The organism is Gordonia sp. NPDC003425, assembly GCF_053588635.1.
Genome location: NZ_JBSFQI010000001.1, coordinates 1 through 15,493, shown reverse-complemented (window position 1 = coordinate 15,493; position 15,493 = coordinate 1). Strand labels below are relative to the sequence as shown.

11 protein-coding genes, 1 tRNA gene and 1 pseudogene are annotated in these 15,493 nt (G+C 68.2%); 6 read left to right on the top strand and 7 right to left on the bottom strand.

The features are described 5' to 3' along the window. Positions 1-13 precede the first annotated feature (13 nt). Positions 14-2,233: a glycoside hydrolase family 3 C-terminal domain-containing protein gene (locus ACWDTD_RS00065; RefSeq protein WP_449745019.1), complete on the bottom strand. Its 2,220-nt coding sequence runs from the start codon at positions 2,231-2,233 to the stop codon at positions 14-16. A 140-nt stretch (positions 2,234-2,373) separates the two neighbouring features. Here ACWDTD_RS00065 and dnaG point away from each other — a divergent pair, with 140 nt between their 5' ends. Then, positions 2,374-4,296, top strand: coding sequence for a DNA primase (dnaG, locus tag ACWDTD_RS00060; RefSeq protein WP_449745018.1), 1,923 nt, complete (start codon positions 2,374-2,376; stop codon positions 4,294-4,296). Positions 4,297-4,300: 4 nt separating this feature from the next. Here the strand turns inward: dnaG and ppsA are convergent, their stop codons facing one another. The 4 genes from ppsA to ACWDTD_RS00040 form a co-directional block, all read right to left on the bottom strand. Beyond that, positions 4,301-6,607, bottom strand: a complete 2,307-nt coding sequence (gene ppsA, locus ACWDTD_RS00055) for a phosphoenolpyruvate synthase (RefSeq protein WP_449745017.1) — start codon at positions 6,605-6,607, stop codon at positions 4,301-4,303. 123 nt (positions 6,608-6,730) lie between these two features. Continuing rightward, positions 6,731-6,898 carry a hypothetical protein gene (locus ACWDTD_RS00050; RefSeq protein WP_449745016.1) on the bottom strand — a complete coding sequence of 56 codons (168 nt, stop codon included), beginning with the start codon at positions 6,896-6,898 and terminating at the stop codon, positions 6,731-6,733. A 155-nt stretch (positions 6,899-7,053) separates the two neighbouring features. Beyond that, complete coding sequence (locus ACWDTD_RS00045; RefSeq protein WP_449745015.1) at positions 7,054-7,635, bottom strand: zeta toxin family protein; 582 nt, start codon at positions 7,633-7,635, stop codon at positions 7,054-7,056. Then, positions 7,632-8,015 (bottom strand): TA system antitoxin ParD family protein, encoded by a 384-nt coding sequence (locus ACWDTD_RS00040; RefSeq protein ID WP_449745014.1) that lies wholly within the window; start codon positions 8,013-8,015, stop codon positions 7,632-7,634. The genes ACWDTD_RS00045 and ACWDTD_RS00040 overlap by 4 nt, the downstream gene beginning before the upstream one ends. 252 nt (positions 8,016-8,267) lie before the next feature. On the opposite strand from ACWDTD_RS00040, the pseudogene ACWDTD_RS00035 reads away from it, so the two are divergent. Beyond that, positions 8,268-8,333 (top strand): annotated as a pseudogene (locus ACWDTD_RS00035) (hypothetical protein); the annotation flags it as partial. Positions 8,334-8,529: 196 nt separating this feature from the next. Here the strand turns inward: ACWDTD_RS00035 and ACWDTD_RS00030 are convergent. Beyond that, positions 8,530-10,338, bottom strand: a complete 1,809-nt coding sequence (locus ACWDTD_RS00030; protein WP_449745013.1) for a PGRS repeat-containing protein — start codon at positions 10,336-10,338, stop codon at positions 8,530-8,532. 352 nt (positions 10,339-10,690) lie between these two features. Beyond that, positions 10,691-10,767: transfer RNA gene (locus ACWDTD_RS00025), tRNA-Ile, on the bottom strand. A gap of 183 nt (positions 10,768-10,950) precedes the next feature. Between ACWDTD_RS00025 and ACWDTD_RS00020 the strand changes: the two genes are divergently transcribed. The 4 genes from ACWDTD_RS00020 (at position 10,951) to ACWDTD_RS00005 (ending at position 15,401) form a co-directional block, all read left to right on the top strand. After that, the gene (locus ACWDTD_RS00020; RefSeq protein ID WP_449745012.1) at positions 10,951-11,664 is read left to right on the top strand and encodes a GntR family transcriptional regulator; all 714 of its coding nucleotides are present in this window, start codon (positions 10,951-10,953) and stop codon (positions 11,662-11,664) included. Between the two features lie 124 nt (positions 11,665-11,788). Then, entirely contained in the window at positions 11,789-13,210 is a 1,422-nt protein-coding gene (locus tag ACWDTD_RS00015) for an allophanate hydrolase (RefSeq protein ID WP_449745011.1), read from the top strand. 35 nt (positions 13,211-13,245) lie between these two features. Then, positions 13,246-13,956: a cysteine hydrolase family protein gene (locus tag ACWDTD_RS00010; RefSeq protein WP_449745010.1), complete on the top strand. Its 711-nt coding sequence runs from the start codon at positions 13,246-13,248 to the stop codon at positions 13,954-13,956. 44 nt (positions 13,957-14,000) lie between these two features. Further along, a complete protein-coding gene (locus tag ACWDTD_RS00005; protein WP_449745009.1) occupies positions 14,001-15,401 on the top strand; it encodes a regulator in 1,401 nt (466 codons plus the stop codon). Positions 15,402-15,493: the final 92 nt, after the last annotated feature.

The window sequence follows — 15,493 nt, the reverse complement described above, 5'->3', positions numbered from 1 at the left end:
GCTTCCGATGCGATCATTCCGTCGAGTTCGCGCTGTCCAGAGCAGCTTTGAGCATGTCGGCGGTGAGTTGCCCGCCGGAGAAGGTCACGATGCGGCTCAACGGAACCGACCCGACGACCTTGGCCATGTCCATGCCGAGCGCATCACCGCTGTCGGGGCCGCCGAACATGCCCTCCACGATCGACGACAACGCCGCACTACCCGCGGGATCGGCCATCACCTCGGCAACCGTCGACTCCAGGGTCAGTGGCGCCCGTACCTCGTCACCGGGCACCGCAACGGTCGCCGTCAGACGGATGTCGCGGCTCGATGCGCCGACCCCGATCAGGTAGGAGCCGCCCTCCACCACGAAGCGATGCGCGCGAATATCCCAGTAGCACAGGTCATCCCGGCGGATGTCGATGCGCACTCGCTGCTGTGCGCCGGCGGCCACCGTCACAGCGGAAAACCCTTTGAGTTCGCGCGGCACGCGCACCATCGACGAATCGTCGTGTCCCACATAGACCTGCACCACCTCGCGCCCGTCGCGGTCACCGGTATTGGCCACGGTCACCTCCACCGCGAGTCCCTCGTCGGTCACCCGCACCGACAAGTCGCGGTAGTCGAACGTGGTGTACGAGAGCCCATGTCCGAAGGGGTAGGACACCTCCATGTCGCGGGCATCAAACCAGCGGTAGCCGATGAACAGACCCTCGCCGTAGCGCACGTGCCGCTGCTCGCCGGGAAACGACAGGTACGCCGGTGTGTCCTCGATTCGTAGTGGCAGCGTCTCGGCGAGCCTGCCGGACGGGTTGACCACTCCGAACAGGACATCGGCCAGGGCCGATCCGCCGGCCTGTCCGAGCAGTGCCGCGTCGAGCAGGGCGGGTGCGGTCAGCGGCGCCACCCGTACCGCACCGCCGTGGGACAGCACGATCACCGTTCGCGGGTTGGCCGCCACCACGGCCTCGGCGAGTGCGAGTTGGTCGGCGGGAAGCTCCATGTCGGCGCGATCGAAACCCTCGGACTCCTGCCCGTCGGCCAGCCCCAGGAACAGGACCGCGGTGTCGGCGTCGGCGGCAGCCGCCACGGCCTGCGCGTGCAGGTCCCCGGCAGGCGCGGCGTCGGATCCGGGAATCGTGTATCCGGCACTGAAGGTCACCGAGTCGGCGCGGGAGCTGATCTCGTTGAGCGGGATGTCCACCCGGGTGGCATTGACGTGGGACGATCCGCCGCCCTGGTAGCGCGGTGTGGCCGCGAGTTGCCCGATGACCGCGAGCCGACTCGTCGTGTCGAGCGGGAGCAGGTCGGCGTCGTTGCGTAGCAGCACGATCGCCGCCGACGCGGCCTCCCGGGCCAGGTCGTGATGGGCCTGCGCGTCCACGGTGATGGGCGACGGTCCCGGCTCGGTGGCCCGCGCCACCAGCAGTGCCACGCGCTCGGCGCTGATGCGCAGGGCGTCGGGGTCGAGATCGCCGGATTCCACGGCGTCGGCCACCGCGGCGTCGACGCCGTCACCGCCGAACGGCATCATCAGGTCGAGGCCCGCGGCCACCGACCGCGTCCGATCCACCACCGCGCCCCAGTCGCTGATCACCACGCCGTCGAATCCCCAATCGTCGCGCAGGATCGAGGTGAGCAGTTCCCGGTCCTCGGAGGTGTGTACGCCGTTGATGCGGTTGTAGGAGCACATCACCGTCCACGGTTGACTGTCTTTGACGACGCGCCGGAAAGCTCGCAGGTAGAGCTCGTGCAGGGTGCGTTCGTCGATGTCGGCGCTCACCCGCATCCGGTCGGTTTCCTGATTGTTGGCGGCGAAGTGCTTGAGCGAGGAACCCACGCCGAGTTTCTGGAGTCCGTCGATCCATGCGGCGGCCAGCTGCGCGGTGAGGATCGGGTCCTCGGAGAAGTACTCGAAGTTGCGGCCACCGAGGGGTGAGCGTTTCAGATTGATCCCCGGGCCGAGGACCACCGACACCTCCGCGGCGATCGCCTCCGCTGCGATCGCGGCGCCGATGCGGCGGGCGAGGTCGGGGTCCCACGTCTGTGCCAGGCCGACGGCGGGTGGGAAGCAGGTGGCCGGCACACTGGCCCCGATGCCGAGTGCATCGGCGGCGCCCTCCTGTTTGCGTAGCCCGTGCGGTCCATCGGTCATCATGATCGACGCCAGACCACCCTCGGGTTTGGTGGTCCAGAAGTCGCGGCCACTGGTCAGGCGTGCTTGTTCGGCGGTGGTCAGCGCTGCAACGTCCATCGGTGCTCCCTGTGCCGGCGGTGGGACCTACACCACGAACCTATCCGTGCCGCGCTCCGCCTGGACGAGGATGGGTCGAAGGGAGGGGCCGACGGGGATGGATGGTCCGTGTGCGACCAGCAGATCACTACACTGGTCGCGTGGCAGGCCGAATTCCCGATCGTGACATCACGGCGATCCGTGAGCAGACACGGATCGAGGAGATCATCGGCGACTACGTCGCGCTGCGTCAGGCGGGCCCGGACAGGTTGAAGGGTCTGTGTCCGTTCCACGACGAGAAGACCCCGTCGTTTCACGTCCGCCCCAATCACGGCCATTTCCACTGTTTCGGGTGTGGCGAGGGCGGCGACGTCTACAGCTTTCTGCAGAAGCAGGAACATGTCAGCTTTGTCGAGGCCGTCGAGCAACTCGCCGACCGGATCGGTTATCAGATCCACTACGAGGGTGGCGGCACCGCGGTCAATCGCGACCGGGGGACGAGGGCGCGGCTGGTCGCGGCCAATGCGGCCGCACAGAAGTACTACGCGGCGCAACTGCAGACCCCCGAAGCGCAGAAGGCGCGCGACTATCTGACCGAACGCGACTTCGATGCGGCCGCCGCGGCGACCTTCGGCTGCGGTTACGCACCGGCCGGCTGGGACACGATGACCAAGACGCTGCTGGCACAGGGTTTCGAGTTCGCCGAACTCGAAGCGGCGGGATTGTCCAAGCAAGGCCGCAAAGGGCCGATCGACCGCTTTCATCGACGGTTGCTGTGGCCGATCCGCAACCTCGGCGGCGACATCATCGGTTTCGGTGCGCGCAAACTCTTCGATGACGACAACCTCGGCAAGTACATGAACACGCCGGAAACCATGCTGTACAAGAAGTCTCAGGTGCTTTTCGGTCTCGACCACGCGAAGAAGAACATCGCCAGGGGACATCAGGTGGTGGTGGTGGAGGGCTACACCGACGTGATGGCGATGCACCTGGCCGGTGTCACCACCGCGGTGGCCTCGTGCGGCACCGCCTTCGGTGAGGATCACCTCGCGCTGCTTCGCCGCCTGATGATGGACGACGCCTACTTCCGCGGCGAGGTGATCTACACCTTCGACGGCGACGATGCGGGAAAGGCGGCCGCGCTCAAGGCATTCGAGGGCGAGCAGTCGATCGCCGGCCAGACCTTCGTGGCCATCGCGCCCGACGGCATGGACCCGTGCGAACTCCGCCAGCACCGCGGCGACGCGGCGGTCCGTGACCTCATCGCCCGGCGGGTGCCGATGTTCGAGTTTGCGATCAAGGCGCTGCTCACCGATTACGACCTCGACACCGCCGAGGGGCGAGTACACGCACTGCGACAGGCGGTTCCGGTGGTCGCGCGCATCAAGGATGTGGCTCTGCGCGACGAATACGCACGACAACTCGCCGGCTGGGTGGGCTGGGAAGAAGTGGGTCAGGTCTTGGCCCGTGTGCGCGAAGAGGGGGCGCGCGTCGCCCGCATCAACGGAACTGCACCGGCCTCCGCACAGCGTGGGCGGCCCATGCGCCGCGATCGACCCGAAGCGGCGAAGGCGCCGGGCCCGGGCCGACCACAGCCCGACGACCCGCGGTTGTGGCCGCAGCGCGAGGCGCTCAAGGCGGCGCTGCAGTATCCGGCGATCGCGGGCACCGTCTTCGACTCACTGCCCGAGGAGTGCTTCACCGACCCGGCCTACGCCGCGGTCCGAAACGCGATGTCGGCGCTGGGTGGCACGTCGTCGGGAATGGGTGGCGCGCAGTGGGTCGACGCGGTGCACCACGAGGTGGACAACCCGGTGATGGGCCCCCTGGTCACCGAACTGGCCGTGGAACCGATGCCGGTGAGCGAGAACAACATCGCCCGCTACATCGGCAGTGTGCAGGCGCGTCTGCAGGAGGTGTGGGTGGGTGCGCAGATCGCCGACATCAAGTCGCGGTTACGCCGGATGGCGCCGGGTGACGATCCCGATGCCTACAACGCCGTGTTCGGCGATCTGGTGGCGCTCGAAGCGTATCGGCGCAGCCTCCTCGAGCAGGCCGTCGACCCGAGCGTCGACGTCGGCTGACCCGTCATCCGCGCGCGGCGTCGAGCAGGATGCGACGCTCGGCGCGTGCCACCACGCGACGGGCAGCGTCGGCGGCGTCGGGATTGACCGAGATCGATGTGATGCCCAGCGCCACGAGGTGCTCGGCGAACGCCGGCCGCGTCGACGGTGCCTGACCGCACAGCGAGGTGGTGATTCCCAGTCGCCGCCCGGTGGTGATGATCTGCGAGATCGCATCCAGCACCGCCGGATCCGATTCGTCGAACAACTCCGCGCAGATGTCGGAATCGCGGTCCACTCCCAGCATCAGCTGGGTGAGGTCGTTGCTGCCGATGGAGACCCCGTCGATACCCAGCCCGACATACTCGGGCAACCAGTGCACCACCGACGGCACCTCGGCCATCACCCACCGGTGCAGACCGCGCTGCCGTCCCAGTGGACTCGCGTCCACCAGGGAAAGGCATTCCTCCAGTTCCCATTTCGTCCGGACAAACGGGATCATCAGACCGAGATTGGGATGCGCCTCGCGGATTCGGGCCAGCGCCTGCAACTCCAGCCGGAACAGCTCGGGCTCCTTGATGTACCGGAAGCACCCGCGATAGCCGATCATCGGATTGTGTTCGGTGGGTTCGTAGGACTCGCCGCCGCGCAGGGTACGGAACTCGTTGCTGCGGAAGTCGGTGGCGCGGTAGATCACCGGGCGCGGGTCGAAGGCGGCTGCGATGCGGCCCACCGAGTTCACCAGCGAATCGACGAGTTGGTCGCTCTCGCCGCGGGCGATGAGGTCGTGCGGGTGCCGGCCACCGAGTGCCTCGGTCAGGATGAATTCGGCGCGCAGCAATCCGACGCCGTCCACATCGCGCGCCGCCACCGCCTCGGCGCTGTCGGGCATTGCGAGGTTGACGTAGATGCGGGTGGCGGTGACCTCCGCGGCGACGGGCGCGGGTCCCTCCGGCTCCCGCGTCGTTACCGGGGACGGAGCCGTCGCACCGGCCAGCACCTGACCGTGCGTGCCGTCGACGGTGACGGTGGTGCCGTCGACCAACGCGGTGGTGGCGTGGTGGGCGCCGACGATGCAGGGAACCCCGAGTTCGCGGGCCACGATCGCGGCGTGGCAGGTCATGCCGCCCGCTTCGGTGACGATCGCCGCTGCGCGACGCAGCGTGGGGAGCCAGTCGGGGTTGGTCATCGGGGCGACGAGTACTTCGCCGTCGATCAGCCGGCGGCCCTCGTCGGGGCTGTGCAGCACGCGCACCGCACCGCTGGCCATTCCCGGCGCCGCCGACAGCCCACGCAGCAGCGTCGCACCGGCCGGACGTGCTTCGGATCCCGGTGCGGCACCGAGGGTGGTGACCGGTCGCGCCTGCACCAGCCACACCCGACCGGCGGGATCGACCGCCCATTCCAGATCCTGCGGAATGCCGTAGTGGGCCTCGACCTGCACGGCGAGTTCGGCCACCCGCCGCAGTTCGGTGTCGTCGAGAACCCGGACGTCGGCGCGGTCGTCGGAGAGTTGTTCGCGGCGATCGGTGCCGTCGGCGGCGCGCACGATGCGGAAGTCCTGGTGGCCGATACGAACCTCGAGGGGTTCGAGGGTCGCCTTGTCGAGCACATACGTGTCTGGTTCGACGAGGCCGGAGACCACCACCTCACCGAGCCCGAGCGCGCCTTCGACGACGATGCGATCACGGTCTCCAGTGCTCGGGTCGGCGGTGAACGCGACGCCGGCTCGCTCGGATCGCACCATCTGCTGCACGACGACCGCCATGGCCGGGGTGTCGGTGAAGCCGCGCGACGCGCGGTAGGCCACCACACGTGGCCCGAACAACGACATCCAGCACTGCATGACCGCGTCGACGAGGGCGTCGTCGCCGACGATGTCGGTGAGGGTGCGGTTCATTCCGGCGAAGGAGGCGTCGCGACCATCCTCGCCGGCCGCCGACGAGCGCACCGCAACGGGAACGTCGGAACCGAGACGGTGATATGCGTCGAGCAGGCCGGTGCGGACGGCGGGATCGATTCCCGCGCGGGCCACCTCCTCCTGCATGGTGCGGCACAGGTCGGTGAGTTCATGGCCCTCGGCGCGCAGTGCCGTGCTGTGGACGTCGGCCAGACGATCGGCGACACCGCCCGCCTCCATCGACAACTGGTAGCAGCCGCGAAGGAGCACGAATCCGGGCGGCACCGGTAGTCCGGCGCTCACCATCTCGCCCAGGTTGGCGCCCTTGCCGCCGGCGTCGTCGGCGTCGGACAGCCCGAGATGCTCGAAATCGCGGATGAGTTCGTCGGCGGCGGGCACAGATCCACTCCGCGCCGACTCGGTTGTCGTCATGACACGCCTCCTCGTCGAGACCCCCTTCTATCGTGCACCCGAGGGGCAGGCGGTGCACCAGGGTTGGAGGACCTGATCTCGCAACGTGGCCAAGGGGGCCGACGGGCCGGCTGTACGACCCGGCTACGCGGCGGCGGTGTACTTGTTTCCGGGCCGCAGTTCCGGCGGGAAGAGGGGACGGTGGGGGTCGTCGGCGTTGTAGCGACAGCCGCCGGCGTAGGTGTGCGGGCCGGCGCATCGATCGGGCGTCGGTTGGGGGCGACCCCAGATATGTCCCGCGCTGCTGCTCATTGACGCCTCCCCGTGGTCAGAACGATTCCCGCGATCGGCCGGTGGCGCGCTGCGTCGGTGAAGCTGCCGGAGTATGCACAGAAGTATGGGGGGATACCTGTCCGATCGGCTAGTTGGGACGCGCGTTTCGCTCAGACAGAGGCTTGTGTCATGAGTCACTCGACGGCGGGCCACGCGCCGGCCAGGGCGCGCGGGGTCCATTCCGGCCAGAGCGGTGCGGCGATCGATAGGCCATCGACGAAGCGGGCCACGATCGCGGTTCGTCGCCCGCTGTTGTCATACACGGTCGCCTGCTCGCAGCGGGAGACGGCCTGCGCCACCAGCGGCCAGAGGCGGGCGTAGCGTTGCCGGATCTTCTCGACCGGAACCGCGTGACCGCCGCTGTCCACACGTAACCGGACCCGTTCGACGGCGAGTTCTTCGGGGATCATCACGACGTGCAGGATCACGCGGAATCCGTGGTCGTGGGCGTCGTCGATCAGGTCGAGTTTGGATTCGTGGGAGAACACGGTCTCGGCGATGAACGATCGCTGCAAGCCGAGCAGGGTGGTGCGGGTGCGTGCCGCCACCCGCGCGGCGTCGTAGGAATGATGCTCGGGGTTCTGCGGCCAACGCCGCCGGGCTATCTCGTCGGCGTTGACGAACGGCGTGCCGAGGAGCGGACTCAGTGTGGTGTCCACGAGGGTGGTCTTGCCGGCGCCATTGCATCCGACCACCAGGTCGAGGCGGGCGCTCACGTCAGGACGACGCTGGTCCCGTCCGGACGGTACTCGACCACTCGTCCTTCGTCGTCGACGGCCACCGACGAAAAGCCCTGTGCGGCACGACGATCCACATGGTCGGTGCCGTCGAGGCGGGACTCGATGAGTGCGTCGACCTCGGCGTCGAAGACCACGCTCTCCTCGGCTGTGAGGTCGCCGATCGGCAGACTTCCGGCGAGTGCGGCCTCCACCCGGCGGCGCGCGGCGCTGGTGCGGATGGAGACACCACGACCCACCCGGGCCCAGTGCTCGAGTTGCTGACGGGCGGAACGGTGCTCACGCGCGCCCTCGGCGCCGGCCTCGTCCACGAGTGCGGCGGAGAAACGGGTCACCTTGTCGGCGGCGGGTTCCGACATGATCGCCTCCTGATCAGCTGTTACATTCTGCTACACGATCAACTGTAGCAGTCTGCAACGCAATGCACGAGATGCGTTCCGCAGAAGAACACGAGCGGCATCGCCGAACGCGGGGAGTGGGGCGGGCGGGGCTCGAACCCGCGACCTACGGATTATGAGTCCGCACCACCGGCCACATACAACCGCGACAGTCTCAGACAGCCCGACCAGGCATTACACACAACCGAGACCACCCGAGACCGCGCGCGACCGGCCGCCACCGCGATCGCGCGCCGGTCTCGGGGCACCCCGCGCATCGCCAACCGGCTGCTGCGGCGTGGCATCACCTGGGGTTGACGCCCCCGGCGGGTGCGATGAACGCTGGTTTCGCGGTCCGCGCCCGGGACGCTGCCGGGGACACTTTCTGTCCGACGACCTGTGACGCGGAAACAGTGAGGCACCAAGGTCCTCACGCGGAGCGGCGGAACCCCTGAAGGGGGTTCCGCCGCCGATGGTGGGTTGCCCGATTCTGCTCTCAGTAGTTGTTGCTGGCTGGTCCTCCGGCTCCTCCGGCGCCGCCACTCCCGCCTTCGCCTCCGGTGCTGCCGGTGGCGGGTGCACCGTCATTCCCGGCCGCACCCGCACCGCCGGCGACACCGCCGGCGCTGCCCTTCGTGCCACTGGTGCCGCCCTGGCCACCGGTGCCGCCCTGGCCGCCGGCACCGCCGGCACCATCGCCGGCTGACTGGCCGGTGGAGCCGGCGGCTCCGATGAGTCCGGCGCTTCCGCCGCTGCCGGGTGTGCCGGCAGTGCCGCCGTCACCACCGGTTCCGCCCTGGCCACCGGTGCCACCGGCGCCACCACCGCCGATCCACGCGGCATCGTCCGAGGCGCCGCCGGCACCGCCGGCACCGCCGGCCGCGCCGCTGCCGCCGGTGCTGCCGTTTCCACCGGCACCTGCGGTTCCGCCGGTTCCGCCGACGCCGATCAGCACGCCCCCGCTGCCGCCGGCGCCGCCGTTTCCGCCGTTTCCGCCGTTGTTGCCGTTGACCCCGGCCCCCCCGATCCCGCCGGCCCCGCCGGTGCCGCTACTGCCGCGCCACTCCGGGGTGTTCGGATCGCTGGGTGAACCCGTGGTCGCCCAGCTAATACCGCCCGCACCGCCGACGCCGCCGATGCCGCCGATCCCGCCGGCCCCGCCGGCCCCGCCGGTGCCAGCGATCGCATTGTCCCAGGCATCGCTGCCGCCGACGCCGCCGGTACCGCCGTTGCCTCCGTAGCCACCGTCTCCGCCGGGACCGCCGTTGGTCGGGCCCTTCTGGTTGTTCCAGTTGTTGTCGGGGTTGCTGTCATCGCCCTTGGTGCCGGTGGTGCCGTTGTTGCTGGGGTTGGGGATGACGGCGAGTACGGTGGCGCCGTTGTATCCGGTGCCGCCGGTGCCGCCGCCGCCGCCGTTGCCGAACCCGCCGGCGTTGCCGCCGTTGCCGCCGTTGCCGGCCTCGATGGTGATGATGGTGCCGTCGGCGCTGGTGGTGGCCGAGCCGTTGGCGCCGTTGCCGCCGTTGCCGCCGTCACCGATCAGCCAGCCGCCGTTGCCGCCGTTGCCGCCGTTCTGTCCGGCGACGGTGGTGGTGTAGCCGTTGCCGCCGTCACCGATGAGCCGGCCACCGTTACCGCCGTCGGGATGATCGGCGGTGCCGTCGGCGCCGGTGCCGATCCACAACACGCCGTCGGGTCCGATCACCGCCAGTCCCGTTTTGGGGTCGGTGGTGATTGTCGGCAGGAAGTGCATGGTGGTGCCGTCGCTGGACGTGGTGCTCAGCAGCGCCACCGGGGTCGCGGTGGTGGACAGTGACACCTTGCTGGCGTTGCTGCCGGTGGTGTCGTCGGCGTCGAGGGTGGTGATGGTGTAGGTCGCCGGGTCGGCCGTGGCACTCGCCGGGTCGGTGGAGTGCGTGGTGGCCGGGGGCATCGCCTCGGACAGGCTGCGTCCGGTCACCTGGTACACCGTTGCGCTCAGTTGCTCCACCAGGGCACCCAGCGCCGGATCGGCGCCGGGCTCGGCGGCGTCGGAGACCAGTTGACCGATGAATGCCCGGGAGCTGACCACCGCGACCTGTCCGGTGCTGGTTTGTGTGGGCAGGCCCTCCGGCTGGGTGGTGCGTGCCAGCCGTACCAGGGTGGCCGGTCCGGACAGGATGGCCTGACTACTGCGGGAGGCGTTGATCGCGGGGAGCCCACCCAACGCGGCGGGCAGCACCACCGCCCCGATCCCGACCATGGCCGCAGCCGCGGCCGCGACTCCGGTACCAGTGAGAATGCGTGTGCCGTGTGTGGTCGTCATCGACCCCACCTCCCGCTCAGTAGTTGTGTTTAGTTCTTAACCAAAGTTTACTACCGCACATTTCAGCATTTGCCGACACGTACTGTCTGGCCGATCACGCCACACCGGGTTATCGAAAGTGAAGACGTCGCCGAGTGCATTGAATGTGCAACCACTGGCGGTCGCACGGAGAGATCGGGCACGTCCCGCCCGTCGAGTACGAGGGCACGCCAGCGTCAGCTTCACGATGGCCACCTACGCGCACGCGCAGCCCGACGCGCTCCGGGCGGCCGGTTACGCGATGACCGGCCAGTCGGTTCCGACCGACCTGTGAGGTTCTGAGGTACCTCACAACCGGAAACCGGCCCTGACCTGGTGGGGCGGGCGGGGCTCGAACCCGCGACCTACGGATTATGAGTCCGCGGCTCTAACCGACTGAGCTACCGCCCCGTTCGGGCCGTGTGACCCGCGCTCGCACATTACCGCACCGAAATGCGTGCTGACCTGTCGCGGTGCGGTGTCGCCGATCGGGGCGCAATGGGCGCGGATGACTAGACTCGCCAACAACCGACGCCGCATCGTGCCGAACGAGAGGCGTGTCGAATATGAGCCGCGGACGGGAGTGAACGCACGATGACCGAGGTCGATGGGATGGGCGTGACCCGCGATCTCCCGGAGAGCCTCGTGGATGTGGCCGGTCGTCGAATCCGCGATGCCATCCTGGCCGGGGCGTTGCGGCCGGGGGAGAAGATCGTGGAGGAAAACCTCTGCGCCGACCTCGGTATCAGCCGCGCACCGGTGCGCGAGGCACTGCGACTGCTCGCCCAGCAGGGTCTCGTCGAGCATCAACCCCGCCGCGGCACGCGTGTGGCCGAATGGTCACCCCGCGACATTCTCCAGCTCTTCGAGCTCCGTCAGCTCTTCGAGCGGTACGCCGTCGAGTCCGCGTTGCCGCTCTCAGACCCGAAGACTCAGCTCGAGCCGCTGCGCGCGGCGATCGATGCCATGCGACGTGCGGGCGACGACCTCGCCAAGGACGACGCGCATCGCCGATTCCATGCCGCGGTGGTGGGTCTGGCCGGCAATCGGCAGCTCGACATCGCGCTGGCGCCGATTCTGCTGAAACTGCAGTTGCCGATGGCGGTGAATCTGCGGACCGAGACTGCCGACCATCACGGACCCGACGACGGCTATCGACGGCATCTGGCCATCCTCGATGCGCTGGAGAACAACGACGTCGACGCGGCGCTTGCCGCACTCCACGACCACGGTCATCTCCGCTACCTTGATCTCATCGCCGCCACCGACGACGCGGAGGCGACAGCCGGGGACATCACCACCGCGTAGTGGCGCGGCTCGCGGTCGAGATCACGGTCGCGTGCTGTCCACACTGTGAGCGGTGTGACATCCGCTAACACAAATGACACACACGCGTACCGCAGATGCCACGATTCTGTCGACAATCGACGGTATGAGTCATTCACCAACGGGTCCCACCACCGGTCCGACGGTCGCCGAGATTCTCGAAGACCACCTCAGCGGGGGCGGCTCACCGAGCCGGACGGCCGGCCGGGTGGCCGACGCGATCGCCGCGCGTGGCGATGACGGCACGTGGTTGTCGACGGTGCCGCGTGAGGAACTGATGCTCGCCGCTGCCGAACTCGAAAACCGTCCGGGGGCACGGGCGCTGCCGCTCTACGGTGTGCCCTTCGGGGTCAAGGACAGCATCGACGTCGCCGGAGTGCCGACCACCCTCTCGTGTCCGGACTATGCCTACGTCGCCGACACGACGGCCCCCGCGGTGCGGCGACTACTCGATGCCGGGGCGCTGTACGTCGGCAAGACCAACCTCGATCAGTTCGCGACAGGACTCAACGGCACCCGGACCCCCTACACGGTTCCACGCAGTGTGTACGGCAACGAGATGATTTCCGGCGGATCGAGTTCCGGATCAGCGCTCGCCGTCGCCCTCGGACAGGTTCCGTTCGCGGTGGCCACCGACACCGCCGGATCGGGGCGGGTACCCGCGGCGCTCAACGGGATCGTCGGCTACAAGCCGTCCCGCGGACTGATCAGCACCGTCGGGTTGGTGCCCGCCTGCAAGTCCCTGGACTGCATCACGATGATGGCCGGCGGTATCGACGACGTGGACCGGGTGATGGCGGTGATGGCCGGGCGCGACGACGCCGACCCGTGGTCGCGGGATGCCGGCCCGGCGTTCGCCGCCGGATCGATCAGGGTGGGGCTGCCCCCGGTCGAGGAGTTGGAGTTCTTCGGCGACGAGGCCATGCGGGAGTCGCACCTGGCTTTCCGAAAGAGCCTGACGCAGGCGCGATTCCCGGTCACTGTCGACATCGTGGACGTCTCACTCGAGTCGTTCCTCGCGGCCGGTGAACTCCTCTACTCCGGGCCGTGGGTGGCCGAACGTCTCGTCGTGTTCGCCGACTTCCTCGCCGAGCACCCCGACTCGATCCACCCCGTGGTCCGCGACATCCTCCGCAGCGGTGAAAAGTACTCGGCGGTTGACGCTTTCGCGGCGATGCAGCGACTACAGGAACTCAAGGCCGAGGTGTCGCGCCTGTGGCAGCGCATGGATGTGCTCGTCGTTCCGACGATCGGACGCACATTCACCGTGGAGGAAGTGCTGTCGAACCCCGTCGGCGCGAACACGATGCTCGGGCACTACACCCATTTCGGCAATCTGCTGGACCTGCTCGGTGTCGCGGTGCCGCAGGGCATCACCTCCGATGGCCGTCCCCACAGCGCGATGCTGCTGGGCAACGCACTGTCCGACGACACGGTGCTGCAGTTGGCGGCCCATCTGCTCGACGAACCCCGCAGTGTTCGCGGACACCCGGCCGATAACACCGCAACACAACCGATCTCGTCCTGATCGCGCTGTTCACTCCCCACCATCGAGAGGAATCCATGTCTGACAGCATCATTGCGGCAGAACCCGCACCCTTCCACCTCGACATCGACCACACCGCACTCGTCATCATCGACATGCAACGCGATTTTCTGCTGCCGGGTGGCTTCGGCGAGACCCTGGGCAACGACGTGAGCCGATTGCAGCGGGTGGTGCCACCGTTGGCGACGCTACTCGAGGCCGCACGCGCCGCCGGAATGCTCGTGGTCCACACCCGGGAGGGTCATCTCCCCGACCTCTCCGACTGTCCGCCGGCAAAACTGAACCGCGGCGCACCAAGCAAGCGGATCGGAGATCCCGGCGCGTTCGGCCGCATCCTGATCCGTGGTGAGTACGGCCACGACATCATCGACGAACTCGCTCCTCGAGACGGTGAGATCGTGATCGACAAGCCGGGTAAGGGTGCGTTCTACGCCACCGACTTTGCAAAGGTGCTCTCCGACAACGGAATCACTCAGCTGCTGGTAACCGGCGTCACCACCGAGGTGTGCGTCCACACCACCACACGCGAGGCCAACGACCGCGGCTACGAATGCGTGGTGATCGCCGACTGCGTCGGCTCCTACTTCCCTGAGTTCCAACGCGTCGGGTTGGAGATGATCGCCGCGCAGGGCGGCATCTTCGGCTGGACGGCCCAGAGCGCGGATGTGATCGCCGCGCTGCGCACGCATTCCCCGTCCGCCTCGACCGCCACTGCTGCCGCGTCCTGACCCGTCCACCCTCGCAAGCATTCTCCTGTAAAGGATTTCCGACGATGAGCGCTACCACCGAAACCCAGTCCTCCGCGCCCTCACCCGAGTCGTCGCCGTTGCGCATCCCGTGGTGGACGCGCGGCGACACCAACGCCTTCTTCGGTCTCGGCTTCAACATTCTGGTCAATGTCTTGACGCTCACCGGGTTGATGATCGCGGTGGTCAACATTCCCGCCGCCGATGTCCTCGGCACGGTGTTGCCCGCGCTCGGCGTCGCGCTGGTATTGGGCAACGTGTACTACACGATCCTTGCGCGGCGTCTTGCACGGAAGGAAGGCCGCACCGATGTGACGGCGCTGCCATATGGGCCCAGCGTGCCGCACATGTTCATCGTCGTGTTCGTCGTGATGCTGCCGGTGTACCTGAACACCAAGGATGCGATGCAGGCCTGGGAGGCGGGTCTGGCCTGGGCGTTCATGATCGGTGTGATCGTGATGATCGGAGCCTTCGTGGGTCCGTATGTGCGCAAGCTGACGCCGCGCGCGGCGATGCTCGGCACGCTGGCAGGCATCTCGATCACCTTCATCTCGATGCGTCCGGCCGGACAGATCTGGGATGCCGCCTGGATCGGCCTGCCCGTGCTGGCGATCATCCTGATCGGGTTCTTCACCGATGTGCGGTTGCCCGGAGGCATACCGGTCGGCCTCGCCGCCCTGCTCGTCGGCACCGCGATCGGCTGGATCGGCGGCTACATGTCGGTGCCGGATCTGAGTCACGCCGTCTCCGACATCGCCGTGGGTATCCCGGACCAGCGTTTCGACATGCTGTTCTCCGGGCTCGGCCATCTGGCGCCGCTGCTGGGCACCGCCATCCCGCTGGGCGTGTACAACTTCACCGAGGCGATGAGCAACGTGGAGAGCGCGGCGGCCGCCGGCGACAGTTACAACCTGCGGAGTGTGTTGCTTGCCGACGGTGCCGGCGCCTGCATCGGTGCGGCCTTCGGTTCGCCGTTCCCGCCCGCGGTGTACATCGGTCACCCGGGTTGGAAGGACGCCGGCGGACGCACCAGCTACTCGCTCGCCAGCGGCGTGGCCGTGGGCATCCTGTGCTTCGCCGGGCTCTTCGGCGTGCTCGAGGCGCTGCTGCCGGTGCCCGCGATCGTGCCGATCCTGCTCTACATCGGCCTGCTGATCGGCGCGCAGGCCTTCCAGGCGGTGCCACGGTTGCACGCGGTGGCCGTTGTCGCCGCGATCCTGCCGAACCTGGCGCAGTGGGGCTCGGGCTTGATCGACAACGCGTTGGCCGCGGCGGGGACCACAGCGGACAAGGTGGGGGGCGATGCGCTGACGTCGGCGGGCCTGGTCTACAGCGGTCTGCGGACGTTCGGTGAAGGTGCGGTGCTGGTGGGACTGGTGCTGGGTGCCATCGTGACGTTCATCCTGGAGAAGAAGTTCCACTTCTGACGAGGCTCATCGATCTTCCCCAGGTGTGCTCACTGAAATTCCCTACCCGGAGGCGGCTTCTACTCTAGCGTTCGTCGGGTCGGTGTGGTCGC